Origin of the sequence: Streptomyces sp. NPDC001532, assembly GCF_040298625.1 — a bacterium.
Taxonomy (GTDB): Bacteria; Actinomycetota; Actinomycetes; order Streptomycetales; family Streptomycetaceae; genus Streptomyces.
In genome coordinates this window covers 90,315-110,657 of record NZ_JBEPAL010000004.1, presented here as the reverse complement: position 1 = coordinate 110,657, position 20,343 = coordinate 90,315, and the positions used below count along the sequence as shown (strand labels likewise).

The window sequence follows — 20,343 nt, the reverse complement described above, 5'->3', positions numbered from 1 at the left end:
CCCGCGTCTACCGCGTAGGAGCCTGCGGGACATGCCGACCTTCGATCTGTACGCCAACACCCCCGACGACCCCCGCTGGTCCGTGCCCGCGACCGGCGAGGCCCGCTTCAGCTGGGAGTACGACGACGGACGAGACCGCCTCCTCGCCCTCTACCAGAAGGGCAAGGACAAGCAGTGGGACGGCGCCACGCGCATCGACTGGGATCTGGAGGTCGACCCCTTCGACCCGCTCGGCACCCCCGACGAGGCGATGTCCCTGTACGGCACCCGTCACTGGTCGAAGCTCACCGAGAAGGACAAGGGCGAACTGCGCCGGCACTACGCCTCCTGGCAGTTCAGCCAGTTCCTGCACGGCGAGCAGGGCGCGATGATCTGCGCCGCCCGGATCGTCGAGTCCGCCCCGGACCTGGACGCCAAGTTCTACTCGGCCACCCAGACCATGGACGAGGCCCGGCACGCCGAGATCTACGGCCGCTTCCTGCACGAGAAGATCGGCCTGCTCTACCCGATCAACGACAACCTCCAGTCGCTGCTCGGCGACACCCTGCGCGACAGCCGCTGGGACATGCCCTACCTCGGCATGCAGGTGCTGATCGAGGGCCTGGCGCTGGCCGCCTTCGGCATGATCCGGGACTCCACGAAGAAGCCGCTGCCGAAGCAGATCCTCGCCTACGTCATGCAGGACGAGGCCCGCCACGTCGCCTTCGGCCGCATGGCCCTGCGCGACTACTACAAGCAGCTCACCGACGCCGAACTGCGCGAACGTGAGGAGTTCGTCATCGAGGGCTGCTACCTCATGCGCGACCGGCTGCGCGGTGTCGAGGTCCTGGAGAACTTCGGCGTCCCCAAGGCCGAGGCGGAGGAGTACGCCGAGCGCTCCGAGTTCCTCGCCCTCTTCCGCAAGCTCCTCTTCAGCCGCATCGTCCCCTGCGTCAAGGACATCGGCCTGTGGGGCAAGCGCCTCCAGCAGGCCTACGTCGACATGGGCGTCCTCGAACTCGGCGACTCCAACCTCGACCTCCTCATGGCCCAGGACGAGGAGATAGCCGAACAACTGGACGCGGAACGCTTCGCGGCGGAGGAGAGGGAGCGGGTCGCGGAGGTGGCGGACGCCATCGAGGCGGGCGCCCAGGGCTGACACCCCGGGCGGTGCCGGTCTCAGCGATCGAGCACCGCCTCCATCACGGCCCTGGCGATCGGCGCCGCCACCCCGCCCCCGGTGATGTCCCCGCGGTCGGCGGCCGCGTCCTCCACCACCACCGCCACCGCCACCTGCGGCTCCAGATCCCGCTCACCCTGCGCCCAGGAGACGAACCAGGCGTACGGCGTCCCGGAGTTGCCGATGCCGTGCTGGGCGGTGCCGGTCTTGCCGCCGACCTTCGCGCCGGGGATCGCCGCGTTGCCGCCGGTGCCCCGCTCGACCACGTTCCGCATCAGCTCCCGCATGCGCACGGCGGTCGACGGCTGCATCGCCTGGCGCGCCGGGCGCGGGCCGGGCGCGGACACCGTCGAGCCGGCCGCCGACGTCGTCCGCTCCACCAGGTACGGCTCCCGCACCTGACCGCCGTTGGCCACGGCGGCCGCCACCATCGCCATCTGGAGCGGCGTCGCCCGGGTGTTGTACTGGCCGATGGAGGACAGAGCCAGCTGCGCCCGGTCCACCGTGGTGTCGAAGGTGCTCCGGGACACCTCGAACGGGATCCGCAGCCCGGTGTCGTTGAAGCCGAACGCCTCCGCCGTGGCCGCCATGTCCGCCACCCCGACGTCCACGCCCAGCTTGGCGAACACCGTGTTGCAGGACCGCTCGAAGGCCACCCGCAGCGGCGCGTTCTCGCACCCCTCGACCTCGTTGGTCAGCCTCGTCGTCGTGCCGGGCAGGGTGTACGGGGCGGGAGAGTCCGTCGGCCTGTCGATGTTCCTGATCACGCCCGCGTCCAGCGCCGCCGCCGCGGTGACCACCTTGAAGGTGGAGCCCGGCGGATACGTCTGCCGCACCGCCCGGTTCAGCATCGGCTTGCTCGGGTCCTCGTTCAGCTGCGCCCAGGACCGCCCCACGGTCTCCCCGTTGCCCGACAGCGACTCCGGGTCGTACGACGGGGTCGACACCAGCGCCAGGATCCGGCCGGTCGCCGGCTCCAGCGCCGCCACCGCGCCCTTGCGCGCTCCGAGCCCTTCGTACGCCGCCCGCTGGGCGCCCGCGTGGAGCGTGGTGGTGACATCGCCGCCGTCGTTCTGCGCCCGCGTCAGGTCGCTGATCAGCGGCAGCGGCGAGAGCATCGGGTCGGTGCCGGAGAGGATGCCGTCCTCGGCGTGCTCCAGGAACGTCGAGCCGTACACCTGCGAGGCGAAGCCGGTGACCGGCGCGTACAGCGGCCCGTCCGTGTACGTCCGTTCGTAGCGCAGCCGGCCCGCGGTGTCCTTGGAGCCGGTGATCGGCCTGCCGCCGACCAGGATGTCACCGCGCGGTTGGCCGTAACGGGCGATGACCTGACGGCGGTTGGCGGGATTGTCGTCGTACGCCGAGGCCTGGACGATCTGGATGCGGGCGGCGTTGACCAGCAGCGCCACCAGCAGCAGGGCGCAGAAGGCGGCGGCGTGCCGGATGTACCGGGTCATGGGGCGACCTGCCCGTCGTACTGCTTGCGGGCCGCGTGGCTCACCCGGATCAGCAGGGCCACGATCGCCCAGTTGGTGACGACCGAGGAGCCGCCCTGGGCGAGGAACGGCATCGCCATGCCGGTCAGCGGGATCAGGCCGGTCACCCCGCCCGCGATCACGAAAACCTGGAGCGCCACGATGGACGCCAGCCCGACCGCGAGCAGCCGGCCGAAGGGCTCGCGCAGGGCGAGGCCCGCGCGGTAGCCGCGTTCCACCAGCAGCGCGTAGAGCAGGAAGATCGCGGAGAGGCCGGCCAGGCCCAGTTCCTCGCCCGCCGTCGCCAGGATGAAGTCGGACTTGGCGGCGAAGCCGATGAGGATGGAGTGGCCGAGGCCCAGCCCGGTGCCGAGCAGGCCGCCCGCCGCGAAGGCGAACAGCGACTGGGCGAGCTGGTTGGGGCCCTCGCCCGCGTCGATGGTGGCGAACGGGTGCAGCCAGTCCTCGACCCGGCTGTGCACATGCGGCTCCAGCCGCGCCACGGCGACCGCGCCGAGCACCGCGAGCAGCAGACCCACCGCGATCCAGCCGGTGCGGCCGGTGGCCACGTACAGCATGACGACGAACAGGCCGAAGAAGAGCAGCGAGGTGCCGAGGTCGCGCTCCAGGATGAGCACGCCGACGCTCAGCAGCCAGATCGCGACGATCGGGCCGAGCACCCGCCCGGTGGGCAGTTGGAGCTTCCACACGGTGCGGCCCGCGTACGCCAGGGCGTTGCGGTTGGCGGCGAGATACGCGGCGAAGAACACCGCCAGCAGTACCTTCGCGAACTCGCCCGGCTGGATGGAGAACCCGGCGATCCGGATCCAGATGCGGGCGCCGTTCACCGACGGGAAGAAGATCGGCAGGGTGAGCAGGGCCAGGGCGGCGGCGACGCAGACGTACGCGTAGCGCTGGAGAACGCGGTGGTCGCGCAGGGCGAGGACGACCAGGGTGAACAGACCCACGCCGAGCGTCGACCAGATCAGCTGGGCGGGGGCGGCCCGGTCGGCCGGGGTCTCCAGGTCGAGCCGGTAGATGAGCACCAGGCCGATGCCGTTGAGCAGCACGCCGATGGGCAGCAGCAGCGGGTCGGCGTACGGGGCGCGCATCCGTACCGCCAGATGGGCGAGGAGCGCCAGCACCCCGAGCCCGGCGCCGTAGCCCGCCGCGCCGGGCGGGATCGCGCCCTCCTTGGCCAGGCCGACAGCGCAGTAGCCGCACACCGGGAGCAGTACGGCGACCACGATGAGGGAGAGCTCGACGCCACGGCGCCGGGGGAGGCGTACCGCGGGAGCGGGCGCGTCCGCTGCCACGATGGTTCCGGTTCCGGCCTTCATCATGTCCGGAACCTACCCAAATAGGGCGACTTGCTTGCTCTGGTCGTCAACACCAGCGTGGCGCGGGGCCGGTGGTGTCGCCGCCGCGGCCCGCACCCACGCCCGTGCCCGCGCGCGCACTCCGGGCCCGGGTCCCGGCGGCCGTGACCGCGGCCGGGCGGGCGGAGGGGGAGCGGGTGGGCATGGGGTGCCTCCGTGGCGGGCGGGCGGACGGGCGGACGGGCGGGGTGAGCGGGCTGGCGGGCTGACTGGCTGGCCGGCAGGCCGGCGGGCCGGTGGGCCGGTGAAGGTGACTGTCCGCCACATTAGGAGCGGAGCGTGCGTGGCGCTCTTCGGGCTGCGCCATCGGGGAGAGCGCAGGTGGATGCTTCCGCCGGACGGAAGCGTCCGTTTCCTCCGTCGGGCGGAGGCGTCACGGTGGAGGCGTCACGGTGGAGGCGTGCGTTACGTGGTGGAGGTGGGCGGAGGCGTCATGCGGGGGAGGAGGGGCAGGGGGCGTTATGAGGGGAGGAGGCCAGGGGGCGTCACGTGGAGGAGGTCGATGGCGGCGGTGTCCGAGGCAACGTCAGCGTCGCCACCGCCCCGCCGTCCGGCGCGTTGCCGAACTCCAGCCGGGCCCCCAGCACCTCCGACTGGCCCAGCGCGATCGTCAGCCCCAGCCCGTGCCCGCGCGCCCCGCCCTCCGTACGGAACCGCTGCGGGCCGTGCGCCACCAGATAGCCGGGGTAGCCGTCGCCGTGGTCCCGGACGGTGACCACCGGCCCGTCCACCGTCAGCACCACCGGCGCCCGCCCGTGCCGGTGCGCGTTCGCGACCAGATTGCCCAGCACCCGCTCCAGCCGCCGCCGGTCGGTCTCGACCCGCGCGTCCCGCATCACGCGCACCTCGCTGTCGGTGCCCGACGCCCGCACCACCCGCCCGGCCAGCGCGCCCAGCTCCTCGGCGTCCACCTCCAGCCGCTCCCGGCCGGTGTCCAGCCGGGAGATCTCCAGCAGGTCCTCGGTCAGCGTGCGCAGCGCGGCCACCCGGTCGCGCACCAGCTCCGTCGGCCGCCCCGGCGGCAGCAGCTCCGCCGCCGCGTGCAGACCGGTGAGCGGTGTGCGCAGCTCGTGCGCCACATCCGCGGTGAACCGCTGCTCGGCCAGCAGCTTGCCCTGGAGCGACGCCGCCATGGAGTCCAGCGCGGCGGCCACCGCGGCCACCTCGTCCTGCGGGCGCCGGGCGTCCTCGGCCCGCCGGTCGTGCACCCGCGCGTCCAGATCACCGGCGCTGATCCGCCGCGCGACCCGGGCGGTGGCGTGCAGCCGCCGGGTCACCCGGGTCACCGCGAACGCGCCGACCAGCAGCGTCGCCCCGATCGCCAGCGCCGAGGACCAGACGATCGCCCGGTCCAGGCCGTCGATGGTGCGGGCCTGCTGGGCGTGGTCGACGGCCACCGCGAGCGCGTGGCCGCCGTCGGCCGGGCCCGCCGCCCACATGGTGGGCCGACCGTGACGGTCGGCGACCATCGTGCCGCGCTGCCCGGCGACCGCCAGCTGGCGCAGCGCCTCGGGCAGCTCCGGCGGGTCGAGGCCCGCGCCCGGCATCAGCGGGTCCCCGGCCTCGTACGCCGTCGTCGCCTCCGCCAGCCGGGACAGCGCCAGGTCGCGGGCCTCGCCGACGGTCTGGTTGGTCACCGACACATGGACCAGGGCACCGAGCAGCGCGGCGAGGGCGCAGCACATCACGGTGATGAACAGCGCCGCCTTCACGGCCAGCGTGCCGGCCCACTGGGGGAGCCTCATCACCGGCTCTCCGCGGGAGACGGGGACGAAGACGACGACGGGGACGGGGACAGCGGGGTCGAGGTCGGGGACGGAGTGCGCCGGTCGGTGCGCAGCATCTCGTCGTGGGTGAGCAGCATCGCCCGCTGCTCCGGGTCCCAGCTCCACTGGAGGCGGTACTCGTACCCCTTCACCTCGGACGGCGAGCGGATGATCACCGACCGCCCGGCCAGCTCGACCCCGCTCACGGCGTCGTCCCAGGTCATGACCTGCACCAGCCGGTTCTTCTCCACGGTGTACACGCGTACGGCGGTCAGCTCGCCCGGCAGCTGCCGGAAGCCCAGCGCCAGGTCCTCGTGCCCGTCGCCGGTCAGATCCCGGTAGTACGGCGTGAGCACCGGACACCGGCCCCGGCCCGCCCCGGCACCGCAGTCGGCCATCCGCGCGCCCGTGACCCGGTACCGCGCGTCGGCCCCCTCGTAGTCGTCCGGGTGCGCGTCGATCTCGGTGCGGACGACCGCCACCGGGTCCACCGCCCGGACGTCCCCGCCCGGCACCGGCACGCCCTTGACGACCTCACGCTCCACCTCGCCGATCTCGTACGCGGGGCTGGACGCGGGCGGCAGCGTCGGCCACAGCCGGGCCGGGCCCTCGGCGGTCGGCGTGGGACCCGCGCCGCGCAGCCCGCCGGCGTCACCACAGGCCGCCGCGGCCGCGCCGCAGACCAGCAGCAGGACCACGGCGACGAAGACGCGCGGACGGGCGCGGACACGGACGCGGACGGGCACGGCACTCCGGTGATCGGGGGCGACCAGGACGCGTACACCTTATTCGTGCGGAAGTCCTTTTTGCCGTCGGCCGGCGGCCGTAGTGGGAGGTACCAGGAGGTACCCCTCGGGCTGGCTGTCGTGGGGGAAGGGCCCCGTCGTCCGGCTTCCGCAGCCGGAAGGATCCGCCGGCCGGCTGCCGACGCGGGAAGGCCCCAGCGGCCGGCCGCCAGGGCGGGAGGGAGCCCCCACCGGCCGGCCGCCAGGGCGGGAGGAGCCCATCGTCCGGCTTCCGCAGCCGGAAGGATCCGCCGGCCGGCTGCCGGCGCGGGAAGCCCCCACCGGCCGGCCGCCACGGCGGGAGGAAGCCCCCACCGGCCGCCCGCCACGGCAAGAGGAAGCCCCCACCGGCCGGCCGCCACGGCGGGAGGAAGGCCCCTCGGCCGCCTGCCACGGCAGGAGGAAGGCTGGGGAGGTAGGCCAGAGGACCCCACCAGCCGCCTGCCGTCGGCGGAAGCCTCACTCGGCCAGTTCCTCCAGCAGGCGCGCCGTCGGTAGTCCGGCCCGCAGGTAGTCCACGAACAGGTCGTTGTGCAGTGCCCAGGGTGAGCGGCGGGCCCGGATGAGCCGGATGGCCTCCTCGGCCGAGCGGCCCTGCCGGACCAGTGCGTGCCCGACGACCAGCCCCGAACGGTTGTACCCGTGGTAGCAGCGGACCAGAACCCTGCGCCCCGCGGCCACCGCCTCGCCCGCGGCCTCCGCCAGCCGGATCACCCCGGCGAGCTGGGTACCGTCCAACGGCCCGTCCGGGATCGGCCACACCTGGTGCTCGACGCCGGGATCGGGACCGTGCCCGGGCAGCCGCAGCAGGGTCTGCACCAGGTCGAACTCGCTGCGCACGACAGCGAACTCCAGATGCCCCGACGGCCCCTCGAACTCGTGTCCGCCCATCCACAGACCGGGCACGATCTCGTGCCACGGGCCGCCCGGAGCCGGTACGTCGGGCTGCTTCCCGCGGGTACGCAACGGCGCCTCCCCAACCGCGCTCCCAACTCTGCTCCACGGTAGCCGGGTTCTTGCCCGCGCAGCACCCCGCCTGTTCCCATGGTCATGAGGTGATGGTGCATGAGCGGACTGCGTGTCGTACCGACCCGGCACCTCGGCCGGGACCGGCTCTACGTCTGCCTCCCGGACGGCGCGAACATCGCCTGGTACGACCGGGAGACCGCCCGCGTCAACCTGCTGCGCGAGGACCGCAGAGCGGACGTCCTGCACGCCCTGAGCCCCTTCGTCACCGGCCCGGTCACCGTCGGCCCGCCGCCGGTCCCCACCCCCGCCGAACTGGCCCGGCTCAGCCTCCACCCCGACGACGACCTGGCCCCCAACCGCCCCGGCGAGGCCCTGCTCGTCGCCCTGGACCGGGATCCCGGCGGCGGCCACCTGCTGCGCCCGGATCCGCGGCGCCGGGCGCTGGAGGCGGAACAGGAGGTGGGGGAGGCGCTGGACGCCCTGGAGGGAGCGGGCTGGCACACCCTGCACTCGGTGCCGCTGCCCGGCGGCGACCGCATCCACCACCTGCTGATCGGCCCCGGCGGCCTCTACGCCGTCCACACCCTGCCCGCCCGCAAACAGCGGGTACTGGTCGCCGACCCCCTGGTCACCCTGGGCCGCGGTGACCCCACGCCGCTGCTGCGCCGCCTCCGCGCCGACGCGTCCCGCGCCTCCCACGCCCTCACCGCGGAGGTCCACCCGGTCCTGGCCGTCACCCACCCCGCCCGTCTCACCCTCCCCACCCCACCCCGCGAGGTCCGCGTCCTCACCCACACCGACCTGCCGGGCCTCGGCCACCTCGGCGGCGTACTGAAACCGGCGGACGTGGAGGCACTGCACGCGATGGCCCGGGACAGGGGGACGTGGGTGCGGCGACTGTGAGACGCGGCCCCACCCGAGACGGCGAGCCCGCTCCACACCAGGGCCCGCGCCCCGCGCCCCGGCACACAACTGCTGCCTGGACGGGGACCGACCCTCACGGCAGCACCCCCGCCCGCCCCCCCTCCAGCAGCGGCGCCAGCAGATCGCCGTAGTCCTGCACGCGAGGAGAGATGTCCGGCGCCCGGAACGCCAGCTGCGCCGGATCGCCGCACGCCTCGACCTCCGCCCAGGTCACCGGCGCCGACACCCATGGCTCGGCGCGCGCCCGCAGGGTGTAGGGGGTGGCCGTCGTCTTGCGGGCCGCGTTCTGGCTCCAGTCCACGAACACCTTCCCCGGCCGCAGACTGCGCGTCATACGGTGCACGACCAGCCGCGGCATCGTCCGCTCCGCCTCGACGGCCAGCGCCTTCGCGTACTCGGACGTCTCCTCGGAGGACGCCCCCCGCACCGCCGCCAGCAGATGCAGCCCCTTGGATCCGGAGGTCTTGGCGTACGCCTCGATCCCGTCGGCGGCCAGCCGCTCCCGCAGCCACAGCGCGACCTCGCAGCAGTCGACGACGGTCGCCGGCGGGCCCGGGTCCAGGTCGAAGACCAGCCGGTCCGCCTCCTCGGGTGTGTCCACCAGCCACTGGTGGGTGTGGAACTCGGTGACCAGGTTCGCCGCCCACATCAGACTCGGCAGGTCCTGCACGAGCACCATCCGCGCCGGCCCCTCCGACCGGGGCACCTCGGCCGTCGTGACCCAGTCGGGCGTACCCGGCGGCACGTTCTTGGCGAAGAAGACCTGCCCGTCCGGCCCGTCCGGATAGCGCAGGAAGGACACCGGCCGATCGCGCAGATGCGGCAGCAGCACCTCGGCGACGGTGGCGTAGTAGTGCAGCACCTCGCCCTTGGTGAAGCCGGACGCCGGATACAGCACCTTCTCCAGATTGCTGAGCGCGAGCCTCCGGCCCGCCACCTCTGTGATCGGCGTCATACGATGAGAATCACAGAAACCGTCACATATCGCCTCATGCTCATATCGCTCGTCGAGGGGAAAGGTGGGACGCGTGCGATCCATCTGGAACGGAGCCATCTCGTTCGGCCTGGTCAGCATCCCCATCAAGCTGGTGAACGCCACCGAGAGCCACTCGATCTCCTTCCGCCAGATCCACACCGAGGACGGCGGCCGGATCCGCTACCGCAAGGTGTGCGAACTGGAGGAGCGCGAGGTCACCCAGTCGGAGATCGGCAAGGGCTACGAGGACGCGGACGGCTCGATCATCCCGATCACGGACGAGGACCTGGCCCAGCTGCCGCTGCCCACCGCCAAGACGATCGAGATCGTCGCCTTCGTCCCGGCCGACCGGATCGACCCGCTCCAGATGGACGCCGCCTACTACCTCGCCGCGAGCGGCGCCCCCGCCGCCAAGCCGTACACCCTGCTCCGCGAGGCACTGAAGCGCAGCAACAAGGTCGCCATCGCCAAGTACGCCCTGCGCGGCCGCGAACGTCTCGGCATGCTGCGGGTCGTCGGCGACGCCATCGCCATGCACGGCCTGCTCTGGCCCGACGAGGTCCGGGCCCCCGAGGGCGTCGCCCCCGAGACCGGCGTCACCGTCCGCGACAAGGAGCTGGACCTCGCGGACGCCCTCATGGACACCCTCGGCGAGGTCGACCTGGAGGACCTGCACGACGAGTACCGCGAGGCCGTGGAGGAGGTCATCGCCGCCAAGGCGGCCGGCGAGGCGCTCCCGGAGGCGCCGGAGGCCCCGAAGGGCGGCAAGGTGCTCGATCTGATGGCCGCGCTGGAGAGCAGCGTGCGCGCGGCGAAGGAGTCGCGCGGCGAGGAGGCGGAGGTCAGATCCCTCCCCGCGCGCAAGGCCACCGGTTCCGCGCGCAAGGAGACCGGCTCCGCGCCCAAGGACACCGGCGGCAAGAAGTCGACGTCCACGGCGAAGAAGACGGCCGCGAAGAAGACCGCCGCCTCCTCCTCCGCCAGGAAGTCGACGGCGAAGTCGGCCCAGAGCGGCACGAAGAAGGCGGCGGCCTCCAAGAGCGCCGCGAAGAAGTCGACGGCGAAGACCACGGCGAACTCGGCGGCGAAGAAATCGACGACCTCACGCAAGCGCTCGGCGTGAGCGGACCGAGCGGCACACCCGGGACGGAGGCGGAGTCGGAGGCGGAGCGGGCGGGCCTCAGATCGCGTCGAGGTCCCGCTCCCGCGTCTCCGGCAGGGCGATGACGCAGACCAGCGACAGCAGGGCCATCGCGCTCATGAACCACCCGCCGACGGCCGGGCTGTAGTTCTCGGCGAGCGCGGTGACGATCAGCGGGGCGGCGGCACCGCCGAGCACACCGCCGAGGTTGTAGGAGAACCCGGCCCCGGAGTACCGCATCCGCGTACTGAACAGCTCGGGCATGTACGCGCCGGCGGGCCCGTAGATGATGCCCATGCACAGCAGCGCACCGCTCAGCGCGACGGCGATCAGCACATGGTTCCCGGTGTCGAGCAGCGGGAAGAGCACCGCTCCCCACACCACACCGAACGCCGCGCCCCCGATGATCAGTCTGCGCCGCCCGATGACGTCCGACCAGCGGGCCACGAAGAAGGTCGACAGCCCGAGCACCACGACGGCGACGAGGGTGAGGGCGAGCATGGTGTTCTTGGGGACGCCGAGGGTGCCGGTGGTGTAGGTCATGCAGTAGGTGGCGGCCGTGTAGAACATCACGTACACCACGGTGATCATCCCGGCCCCGAGCAGCATCTCCTTCGGATGCCGCCGGAACGCCTCGAAGAGCGGCGCCTTGCTCTCCTGCTCCTCCTCCCGCACCTTCGCGAACGCCGGCGACTCGGCGATCTTCAGCCGGATGACGAGCCCCACGGCGACCAGCACGAACGAGAACAGGAACGGTATGCGCCACCCCCAGCTGTCGAAGGCGTCCTCGCTCAGCGCCGAGGACATCACCAGGAAGGTGAGCGTCGCCGCGAAGTACCCGACGGGTGACCCCATCTGCGGCGCCGCCGCGTAGAGCCCCCGCTTCCCCTTCGGCGCGTGCTCCACCGCGAGCAGCGCGGCCCCGCCCCACTCCCCGCCGAGCCCGAGCCCCTGCACCAGCCGCAGCAGCACCAGCAGCACGGGAGCGGCGAGCCCCAGCGTCTCGTAACCGGGCAGCAGCCCGATGAGCCCGCTGCTGAGGCCCATCATCAGCAGCGACACGACCAGGACGGCCTTGCGCCCGACCCGGTCCCCGAAGTGCCCGAAGACCGCCGCGCCCAGCGGCCGCGCGGCGAACCCGACGGCGAACGTCGACAGCGTCGCCAACGTGCCTGCCGTCTCGGACAGTTCGGGGAAGAAGACCTCGTTGAGGACGAGCGCCGAGGCGGTCCCGTAGATGTAGTAGTCGTAGAACTCGATGGCCGTGCCGACGAAACTGGCCGTGGCGATACGACGCATACCCTTCGGGGTCGCGCCGCTCACGGCCTCTTCGCCCACGTCCGGTCCGGCTGATCCGGCTGATCCGGCTGATCCGGCGCTGCTCATGCCTGTTCACTCCCGAGCTGGGTTGGGGACGGTGCTGAACGGAACGTGAACGCTAAACCGCAGGTCGGGCCCCGGTTCCCGTCCACCGGGACAAAAAATGGGGTCCCTGGCTGTACGACCGGACAGCGGCCGGCACCGGCCCGTGCGAGGATCAGGGACACCGCCCAGGAGGAAGCACCCCGTATGACGCAGCCGCGATACGACCAGCGGGTCCGGGTCTTCGTGGAGGTGCGGGGCGGCCCGCACGACTGGCAGGAGGCCGAGGAGCGCTTCGCGGCGCACGGCTGGCCGGTCCGCGCCCACCATCCGTCCGGCGAGGGCCCGTTGGGCGCCGCACTGGAACCCGACCCCGGCTCACGCGTGTACGAGATCGAGGTCCGCCTCTTCGGCATCGCCAAGGGATGCGACCGCGGCGCGGCCGACCGCGTCCGCAAGGTCGCCCGCGGCGCGCGGCTCGAGGCGTACGTCCGCCGCGCCGACCCACTCGCGCGCGACCGGCAGATGTACCCGCACTGGCGAACGGTCAGCACGCTCCACCGGCTCGGCCACCAAGTCCGAAGCGGGGGCGGAAGCGAGGGCGGAAGCGGGGGCCGAGGCGAGGGCCGAGTCCAGGGCCGCCGCCCGGCCTGGCGGCGCCATCTGATCCAGCGGATCACCCACCTCGGCGGCTATGACAGGGACGGATACATATCCGGCACCCCGCGGCAGGCGCTGCGCCTGGCCCGCGCCGCTCATGAAGCGGGGCCCACCACCGTGGCCGTGCGCCCGCTGGACGGCCGATGGCGCGAACCGGCGCCGTACAGACGGGAGGAGCACGTGGAACGCGGGGTCCTGCGGCTCGTCCTGTGGTCCCTGCTGACCGCCGCGGCCCTGACCCTGACCACCCACGCGACCCCGCTCGGCTGGGGCATCCTGCTCACCGTCGCCCTGCTGGGACTGTGCGGCGCCGTCCGGGCGGGCTGGGAGCTGACCGGGGAGCGGAAGAGGGCCCAGGGCGTCCTCTGCGCCGTCCTGTGCCCACTGGTGTTCACCGCGGTGGGGACGGGCTTCCTGAGCGACGACGGCCAGGCACCGCCGCCCGAACAGGTCCTGATCACCGCCGTCGTGGTCACGGTCATCGCCGGCCTGTGGCTGCTCGTACGGCAGTGGACCTGGGGCGAGTGGGTCGCGTGGGCGGTCCCGCTGGTGGCGACCGTGACCGTCTCCCTCGTCGTGGCCGCCGGCTCCGTCCTGCACGCGCTGTACGCCGACGGACTCTCGCTCGCCCCGGACGACCTGGACGTCCCACCCATCTGGCAGGTCCTGGCCGCCGCGAAACTGCTCGTCATGCTCAGCTTCGTCCTCATCGTCCCGGCCTGGTGGGGCTTCGCCCGCCACCGGCACCACCGGTACGCCACCCCGGGCGACGGCACGAACATCATCCTGAACATGTGCCTGTTCCTCGCGATGCTGGTCACCGCCGGGGTGCAGGCCTGGGACTCCGCCGGAACGGCCGTGGACCGTACGATCGCGGCGGCCGTGCGCGGCGACGACCCGCCCTCGTACTTCGGCGTGGAACCGGAGTGGACCTGCGTACGACCTGTCGCTCCCGCCAGGGAAATCCCGGGCGAGGGCCCGCAGTTGCACCCGCGCACCCCGTACCTCTCCTTCGGCGTCGCGGGGGAGACGGCGGTGCTGTGGGACCCGAGAACCGGGCAACCGGTCAAGCTGCCCGCCAACCAGGTGTGGCTGTCGCCGGCGGCATCGGGACACACGCGCTGCGGGCCGTGAAAACCACATGCGCCGCACCACCCTCGCCCGATAGGTTTCCGCGTGTTCGAAGGGGGACCGAAGTGGCGAAACTGAACCAGATCATCGCTGTCGAAAAGGGCGTCAAGAGCAGATCGCTCCAGGACATCACCGCGGCGCACCACAAGGTGCAGAAGCCCGCCCTGCTGGCCGGCATCTCGCGCACCTACCAGCCGAAGGACGAGGAGGGCGAGCAGCTGCCGCCCGAGTCCACGCGGGTACAGGTGCAGGCCGAGGACGTGCTGCGGGAGATGTCCACGTCGCTCACCCGGCTGTTCGACGTCACCGCCACCAAGGACTGGGCGAACTGCGCGGCCCGCGCGGACGTCACGGTCGAGGGCCGCACCATCCTCGCCGACGTCCCGGTCAGCTACCTCCTGTTCCTGGAGAAGCAGCTCACCGACCTGCACACCTTCGTCAAGAAGCTGCCGACCCTCGACGCCGCCGAGTCCTGGTCGCACGACCCGTCCACCGACTGGTGGAAGACGGACCCGGTCCGCACCATCCGCACCAAGAAGGTCCCCCGCAACCACGTCAAGGCGGAGGCGACCGAGAAGCACCCGGCGCAGGTCGAGGTGTACTACGAGGACGTGCCCATCGGCTACTGGACGACCGTGAAGTTCTCCGGAGCGCTCCCGGCCCGGCGCGTCAACGAACTGGTGGAGCGCGTCGAAAAGCTCCAGCAGGCCGTGAAGTTCGCCCGCGAGGAGGCCAACGGCGCCGAGGTCACCGACCAGCGGGTCGGCGACGCGGTCTTCGGCTACCTGTTCGGCTGACACGGCCCGACAGGCGGCACCCCATGATCGCCCCCGCGTGCGAGCGCGGGGGTGCGCGACAGCGCGGGCCGGAAATGAGGACCGGTCCGCGCGAGGAGCGCAAGCTGACACTGAAGTTCAGCCTGAAGAAGCGGTGACACTGCCCACGCCGGCAGATGTCGCCGCGATCAATCTCAGACTCTCGCTCCAGTCTCAGCATCGCCGCCGATCGCCGGATCGACCGAGGCCGGACGAACGCCGTCGGATGCGAGTTCGACTCTCGCCTGCACCTCTCCCACGGTGCGGTAGTTCAAAGGAAGAACACGACGGCCTGACGCCTGATCCGACCTCTTAAACGCCGCCGGCGTGCACAACTGGGTGGCATCCCCAGGAGCCCGGGAGCTGGATACGCCTCCCGGGCTCCGCCACGTCTTCGGGCACCTGGCCGGGAGGCCAGCCGTAGTTGTGAGCGCCGCCGTTGTCAGTACCGACTCTTAGAGTCCCGGTATGGCGATATTCCGGTCCAGCCACTCGCTCAGGCTCATGGTTGAAGAAGCGCGAAGTCTCACCGACCACGCTGACGTGCATAAACGGATCGACGTGGTGCTGCGCATCATGGGAGACGGCTTCGGCGGGACGTACGGCAAGGGAAGGCCGCTGGTAGACGCCCTGGAGGATGTGGCCCAGGAGTGCCTCCTCCATGAGGAGTTTGCGCTGGCTCAGCGCTTCCAAAGGTTCGCCGCTACGCAAGCGGCAAACTCTACCTTGACATTCTTGAGAACTACTACGATCCGAAGGCGCGACAGCGTAGCGAGGAGTTCATGCGGCGAATGGCCGCCATGGGCGCCGAGCAAGCCGTCTCCGCTCTGGAGGCGCTGCGCGCCGAGAACCCCGGTGCGAGTGTCACCGACGCCCTTGCTCTCTTCCATGGCATCGCCCGGTCCACCGGCCATCTGGGGATCGGAGACGGCGACGGCGGCATCCAGCTGCCCGCCAAGTACCTCAAGCGCCTTCAAGAGTTCGGGCACATGGAACTGATCCTGCGGGATCTGCCCCGGCCGGCCTCCGCCGAGACAGCTCGGATGATGAGCGATTCCCTGGAAGATGCGGATGCTGGAATGCTGGCCCAATTGCTGGAACTACGGGTGAGGCGGGCGGGCCTCACCTCCCTGCGCGCCGCAGTGAACCACCCTGAGAGTTCCGAAGGCGCCCTCCACGCCTGCCTGAAGAACCAGGAGTGGATCTTCGGTGGTGCGTTCGTGGCTGAGCTGGCCCGCCGCCAGTACGCCCCGGACACCGTTCTCGACATTCCGCTGCTGCGAGGTGATGGCGCCTTGCATGTGGTGGAACTCAAACGCGCCAACATCAGGAATCTGGTTGTCCGGCCGAGCGGGCAACTCATGCTGGGCGCCCCGGTCCACCGCGCGGTATCGCAGACACAGAACTACCTGCGGACCTTGGACGAAGGCCGTGATTCCATCCTCGCGAAGTACGGCATTGACACACGCAGGGCCTCCGCAACCGTGGTGATCGGGCATCCGCAGTACGTGAGCGAGGGAATCACATCCCAGCAGGTAGCAGAGACGCTGCGGACCTACAACACGCATCTGGCGCGTATAGAGGTGATCACCTACGAGACCTTGCTGGAGTCCGCGGAGCGGATGCTTGCGCTCTCGTCGGCCGAGCAGACCTCCGGCCAGGGGGAACACACGGCATGAAGGACGACTCTCCGGCGATCGAGCCGCTTTTCGCCAGACTCTGCGGTGGCGCCATCAGCAGCAAAGACTACGTCGGCTATTTCATGAATGAGCACGGTGAGGAGCTCGTCTTTGCCCAACGGCGGGGCGACAAGACCGCCCGGCTCTGGCACAGCGACGCGGACTGGGAAATGGTCCGGGTCGCTGATCATTCGATACGGCTCGACGGAGCCATGGATGGGGTGATCACCGTCGCCGACCTGATCATCGACCGCTCTGAGGCGACTTGGCTGTCCTCATGCCTGGCAGCCTCCCGCCACCTGCGTCCCGGGCGCGCCTGAAGCGGACAGAGAGCCGGTCAGGCGGTCCAGACGTGGCGGCATCCTGCAACGGCAGTACGCGATCATCCCGGAGCGGCCATCAGTCTGCGGAGCGAGACAGGGAAGGTAGGGCGTCCTGGGCATGTGCCAGAGGTGTGTCGCGAACGCTGAGAGACAATGAGGAAAGGCGGGAGTCAGTGAACTGACTCCCGCCTTCTCTTCTCGGCATTCGCCCTGGTCAGAAGCGACTTTCAGCGTGTGACCGGCGAGTGCCCCCGGCAGGATTCGAACCTGCGCACACGGCTCCGGAGGCCGTTGCTCTATCCCCTGAGCTACGGGGGCGTGTCGGTCGCGGTGTCTCGCGGCGACGGGTAGAACACTACCAGCTCCGTGGGGGTGTTCATGAACGGGTTTCCTGGTCGTGGCGCGGGTCGGGTCGCCCGCACGGGGTGGAAGTGGGGAAAACCGGGACGCGGTGGCCGGTCCGGACCTACTCTCGAGTTGTGCCAGGCGCGTCGGGTCGGGTGCTTGTTGTGGACGACAACAAGGTCATCCGGCAGCTGATCAGGGTCAACCTCGAGCTGGAGGGCTTCGAGGTCGTGACCGCGGCCGATGGTGCCGAGTGTCTGGATGTCGTGCATCAGGTGCGGCCGGACGCCGTGACGCTGGACGTGGTGATGCCGCGGCTGGACGGGCTGCGGACCGCCGCGCTGCTGAGGGCCGATCCCCGTACCCGTGATCTCCCGCTCGCCATCGTCAGCGCGTGTACGCAGTACGAGATCGAGAGCGGGCACGGTGTCGGTGTCGACGCCTTCCTCGCCAAGCCCTTCGAGCCGGCGGAACTCGTGCGGATCGTGCGGCAGTTGGTCGAGGGGGAGAGCGGTTCCGCCCCGGATGAGGGTGAGGCTGAGGCTGAAGGGCTGCTCGGTGCCGGCGAAGGCGAGCGTGCCGGTCGGGCCGGCGGCTGACGCCGAGAGGCTGGCTCCGAGTGGCTGGCGCCGAGCGGCTCAGGCAGAGCGGCGGGGGCCCGAGTGGCTGACGCCGAGTGGCTGACGCCGGGCGGCGGACGCAGGCGGGCGGGGGCCATCGGCGCCCGGGGTGACACACGAGCCCGGGATGACCCACGCGCCGGGATGGCATCCCCGGCCAGGGTGACACACGCGCCCGGGGTGACACCGCGCCCGGGGTGACACCGCGGCCAAGGTGACACCGCGGCCAAGGTGACCCACCCGCCCGGTATGGCATCCCCGGCCACGGTGACATACGCAGGCACAGAGGGCGCGGCCGCGCACTGTCGTCCACATGCCGGAACCCTCGCCAAACCGGCTCGCCTACCCACCCCCCTCCTCCCCTACGCTTGTCCCGTGACCCCCGTCGAGCTCTCGCGCACCGTGCTGCACGCGGTGCGTCGTGCTGTGGACGCGGGGGAGCTGAGTGTGACCGTCCCTGCGCGTGTCGTGGTCGCGCCGCCGGGGCCGGGGGGCTGGGGGGACTACGCGACCAACATCGCGCTCCAGCTGGCCCGCCCGGCCGGGCAGCCGCCGCTGCGGGTCGCCGAGGTGATCCGGCCGTATCTCGTGGGGGCGCAGGGGGTCGAGGGCGTCGAGGTCACCGGGCCGGGGTTCATCAACATCCGGCTGGGGGCCTCCGTCGCGGGCGGTCTCGTAGCGCGGATCATCGAGGACGGTGACCGGTACGGGCACGGCGAGTCGCTGGCCGGCCGGATCGTCGGCCTCCGTATTCCTTATGACGTACGCGCCGAGGTGCTCGCGGACGCGCTCGTGCGCATCGTGGCCTCGCAGGGCGGGCGGGTCGAGGTGGAGCACGGGGAGCCGGTGACGCTGCGGCCGGTGCCCGCGCCCGAGGATCCCGCGCCGCTCGGCGCCGACGCCGCCCGCTGGGCGCTGCTGTACCCCGCCGCGCACGATCGTCCCCGGATCACCGCCGATCACCTGGTCCAGCGCGAGAGCAACCCGCTCTTCCGCGTTCGCTACGCCCACGCCCGCACCCGGGCTCTCGGCCGCAACGCCGCCGACCTCGGCTTCACCGCGCAGCCCGGCCCCGTCGAGGACATCGACGCGGTGGACGGGCTGCTCGCCGCGCTCGCCGACCACCCCCGCATCCTCGCCGCGGCCGCCACCCACCGTGCCCCGGACCGTCTCGCCCGGCACCTCGTCACCGTCGCCGATGCCGTTCTCCCCGTTCTCCCCGTGGTGCTGCCGTGCGGTGAGGAGAAACCCTCGGCCGCCCACCGTGCCCGGCTCGCCCTCGCCGAAGCCGCCGGGACGGTGCTGGCCGGCGGCCTCTCCCTGCTCGGCATCGACGCACCCGACCATCTCTGAGAGAGCCTTCAGAAGTCATGAGCCGTTCCGCACACCCCGCCGGGCCCCGGCACGCCGACGTCCTCCCCGAGGGTCACTACTCGGCGCCGCCCGCCGACCTCAACGTTCTCGATCCGAAGGTGTGGGCGCAGACGGTGACCCGCGACGAGGACGGTGTCCTCACCGTCGGCGGGATCGACGTCAAGCGCCTCGCCGAGGAGTTCGGCACCCCCGCCTACGTCGTCGACGAGGCCGACTTCCGGTCCCGGGCGCGGGCCTGGCGCACCGCTTTCGGGCAGGACGCCGACGTCTTCTACGCGGGCAAGGCGTTCCTGTCCCGTGCCGTGGTGCGGTGGCTGCACGAGGAGGGGCTGAACCTCGACGTCTGCTCGGGCGGTGAGCTGGCCACCGCGCTGTCCGCCGGGATGCCGGCCGACCGTATCGCCTTCCACGGCAACAACAAGTCCCCGGCGGAGATCGAGCGGGCCATCCGCGCCGGTGTCGGGCGGATCGTGCTCGACTCCTTCCAGGAGATCGCGCGGGTCGCGCACATCGCGCGGGAGCTGGGCAAGCGGCAGCGGGTGCAGATTCGTATCACCGTGGGCGTCGAGGCGCACACGCACGAGTTCATCGCGACCGCGCACGAGGACCAGAAGTTCGGCATTCCGCTGGCGGGCGGGCAGGCCGCGGAGGCGGTGCGGCGGGCGCTCCAGCTGGACGGGCTGGAGCTGATCGGGATCCACAGCCACATCGGCTCGCAGATCTTCGACATGTCCGGGTTCGAGGTCGCCGCGCACCGCGTGGTCGGGCTGCTGAAGGACATCCGCGACGAGCACGGCGTCGAGCTGCCCGAGATCGACCTCGGCGGCGGCCTCGGCATCGCGTACACCAGCGACGACGACCCGCGCGAGCCGCACGAGATCGCCAAGGCGCTCACCGAGATCGTCACCCGGGAGTGCGAGGCGGCCAAGCTGCGCACTCCGCGCATCTCCGTCGAGCCGGGACGGGCCATCGTCGGGCCGACCGCCTTCACGCTCTACGAGGTCGGCACGATCAAGCCGCTCGACGGGCTGCGGACGTACGTCTCCGTCGACGGCGGCATGTCCGACAACATCCGTACCGCGCTCTACGACGCCGAGTACAGCGTGTCGCTGGTCTCCCGCGCCTCCGACGCCGCGCCGATGCTGGCGCGGGTCGTCGGCAAGCACTGCGAGAGCGGTGACATCGTGGTGAAGGACGCGTTCCTGCCGGCGGACCTGGCCCCCGGCGATCTGATCGCCGTACCGGCCACCGGGGCGTACTGCCGCTCCATGGCCAGCAACTACAACCATGTACTGCGCCCGCCGGTCGTCGCCGTGAAGGACGGCGAGGCGCGGGTGATCGTCCGCCGGGAGACGGAGGACGACCTGCTGCGGCTCGACGTGGGCTGAGCGGCATCGCGGGTCGCGGGGCGGAAGATCTCCGGTCCGACGCCCCTGCGAAAATGAAATAGACGTCTCACG

Annotated in this window: 17 protein-coding genes and 1 tRNA gene; 10 read left to right on the top strand and 8 right to left on the bottom strand. The window is 71.6% G+C overall.

Annotation, left to right across the window (positions count from 1 at the left end; genetic code table 11):
• Positions 1-31 precede the first annotated feature (31 nt).
• Complete coding sequence (locus ABT232_RS06175; protein WP_351836575.1) at positions 32-1,138, top strand: ferritin-like domain-containing protein; 1,107 nt, start codon at positions 32-34, stop codon at positions 1,136-1,138.
• Between the two features lie 20 nt (positions 1,139-1,158).
• Here the strand turns inward: ABT232_RS06175 and ABT232_RS06170 are convergent, their stop codons facing one another.
• From ABT232_RS06170 to ABT232_RS06150, 5 genes are all read right to left on the bottom strand, one after another.
• On the bottom strand, positions 1,159-2,616 hold the full coding sequence (locus ABT232_RS06170) for a penicillin-binding transpeptidase domain-containing protein (protein ID WP_351836572.1): 1,458 nt from the start codon (positions 2,614-2,616) through the stop codon (positions 1,159-1,161).
• Positions 2,613-3,977 (bottom strand): FtsW/RodA/SpoVE family cell cycle protein, encoded by a 1,365-nt coding sequence (locus ABT232_RS06165; protein ID WP_351836569.1) that lies wholly within the window; start codon positions 3,975-3,977, stop codon positions 2,613-2,615. The genes ABT232_RS06170 and ABT232_RS06165 overlap by 4 nt, the downstream gene beginning before the upstream one ends.
• A gap of 521 nt (positions 3,978-4,498) precedes the next feature.
• Positions 4,499-5,758 (bottom strand): ATP-binding protein, encoded by a 1,260-nt coding sequence (locus ABT232_RS06160; protein ID WP_351836566.1) that lies wholly within the window; start codon positions 5,756-5,758, stop codon positions 4,499-4,501.
• Positions 5,758-6,525 (bottom strand): hypothetical protein, encoded by a 768-nt coding sequence (locus ABT232_RS06155; protein ID WP_351836563.1) that lies wholly within the window; start codon positions 6,523-6,525, stop codon positions 5,758-5,760. The genes ABT232_RS06160 and ABT232_RS06155 overlap by 1 nt, the downstream gene beginning before the upstream one ends.
• 498 nt (positions 6,526-7,023) lie before the next feature.
• Entirely contained in the window at positions 7,024-7,530 is a 507-nt protein-coding gene (locus ABT232_RS06150) for a protein-tyrosine phosphatase family protein (RefSeq protein WP_351836560.1), read from the bottom strand.
• A gap of 99 nt (positions 7,531-7,629) precedes the next feature.
• Between ABT232_RS06150 and ABT232_RS06145 the strand changes: the two genes are divergently transcribed.
• Positions 7,630-8,436 (top strand): nuclease-related domain-containing protein, encoded by an 807-nt coding sequence (locus ABT232_RS06145; protein ID WP_351836557.1) that lies wholly within the window; start codon positions 7,630-7,632, stop codon positions 8,434-8,436.
• 94 nt (positions 8,437-8,530) lie between these two features.
• On the opposite strand, the gene ligD is transcribed toward ABT232_RS06145, so the two are convergent.
• Positions 8,531-9,412, bottom strand: coding sequence for a non-homologous end-joining DNA ligase (gene ligD / locus ABT232_RS06140; protein ID WP_351836555.1), 882 nt, complete (start codon positions 9,410-9,412; stop codon positions 8,531-8,533).
• Between the two features lie 73 nt (positions 9,413-9,485).
• Here ligD and ku point away from each other — a divergent pair, with 73 nt between their 5' ends.
• Positions 9,486-10,556 (top strand): non-homologous end joining protein Ku, encoded by a 1,071-nt coding sequence (ku, locus tag ABT232_RS06135; RefSeq protein ID WP_450871721.1) that lies wholly within the window; start codon positions 9,486-9,488, stop codon positions 10,554-10,556.
• A 57-nt stretch (positions 10,557-10,613) separates the two neighbouring features.
• Here ku and ABT232_RS06130 read toward each other — a convergent pair whose 3' ends face one another.
• Complete coding sequence (locus tag ABT232_RS06130) at positions 10,614-11,873, bottom strand: MFS transporter (RefSeq protein WP_351836550.1); 1,260 nt, start codon at positions 11,871-11,873, stop codon at positions 10,614-10,616.
• 270 nt (positions 11,874-12,143) lie between these two features.
• On the opposite strand from ABT232_RS06130, the gene ABT232_RS06125 reads away from it, so the two are divergent.
• The 4 genes from ABT232_RS06125 (at position 12,144) to ABT232_RS06110 (ending at position 16,541) form a co-directional block, all read left to right on the top strand.
• Positions 12,144-13,730, top strand: a complete 1,587-nt coding sequence (locus ABT232_RS06125; protein ID WP_351836548.1) for a hypothetical protein — start codon at positions 12,144-12,146, stop codon at positions 13,728-13,730.
• 62 nt (positions 13,731-13,792) lie between these two features.
• On the top strand, positions 13,793-14,524 hold the full coding sequence (locus tag ABT232_RS06120; protein ID WP_351836545.1) for a DUF7873 family protein: 732 nt from the start codon (positions 13,793-13,795) through the stop codon (positions 14,522-14,524).
• A gap of 809 nt (positions 14,525-15,333) precedes the next feature.
• Positions 15,334-16,221 (top strand): Shedu anti-phage system protein SduA domain-containing protein, encoded by an 888-nt coding sequence (locus ABT232_RS06115; protein ID WP_351836542.1) that lies wholly within the window; start codon positions 15,334-15,336, stop codon positions 16,219-16,221.
• Positions 16,218-16,541: a hypothetical protein gene (locus ABT232_RS06110; protein ID WP_351836540.1), complete on the top strand. Its 324-nt coding sequence runs from the start codon at positions 16,218-16,220 to the stop codon at positions 16,539-16,541. The genes ABT232_RS06115 and ABT232_RS06110 overlap by 4 nt, the downstream gene beginning before the upstream one ends.
• Positions 16,542-16,790: 249 nt before the next feature.
• On the opposite strand, the gene ABT232_RS06105 is transcribed toward ABT232_RS06110, so the two are convergent.
• A tRNA-Arg gene (locus tag ABT232_RS06105) sits at positions 16,791-16,862 on the bottom strand.
• A 113-nt stretch (positions 16,863-16,975) separates the two neighbouring features.
• On the opposite strand from ABT232_RS06105, the gene ABT232_RS06100 reads away from it, so the two are divergent.
• The 3 genes from ABT232_RS06100 to lysA all read left to right on the top strand — a co-directional run bounded on the left by ABT232_RS06100 (position 16,976) and on the right by lysA (position 20,271).
• Complete coding sequence (locus ABT232_RS06100) at positions 16,976-17,488, top strand: response regulator (protein WP_351836538.1); 513 nt, start codon at positions 16,976-16,978, stop codon at positions 17,486-17,488.
• Between the two features lie 396 nt (positions 17,489-17,884).
• Positions 17,885-18,862 (top strand): ArgS-related anticodon-binding protein NrtL, encoded by a 978-nt coding sequence (gene nrtL / locus ABT232_RS06095; RefSeq protein ID WP_351836536.1) that lies wholly within the window; start codon positions 17,885-17,887, stop codon positions 18,860-18,862.
• A gap of 17 nt (positions 18,863-18,879) precedes the next feature.
• Positions 18,880-20,271: a diaminopimelate decarboxylase gene (gene lysA, locus ABT232_RS06090; RefSeq protein WP_351836533.1), complete on the top strand. Its 1,392-nt coding sequence runs from the start codon at positions 18,880-18,882 to the stop codon at positions 20,269-20,271.
• Positions 20,272-20,343: the final 72 nt, after the last annotated feature.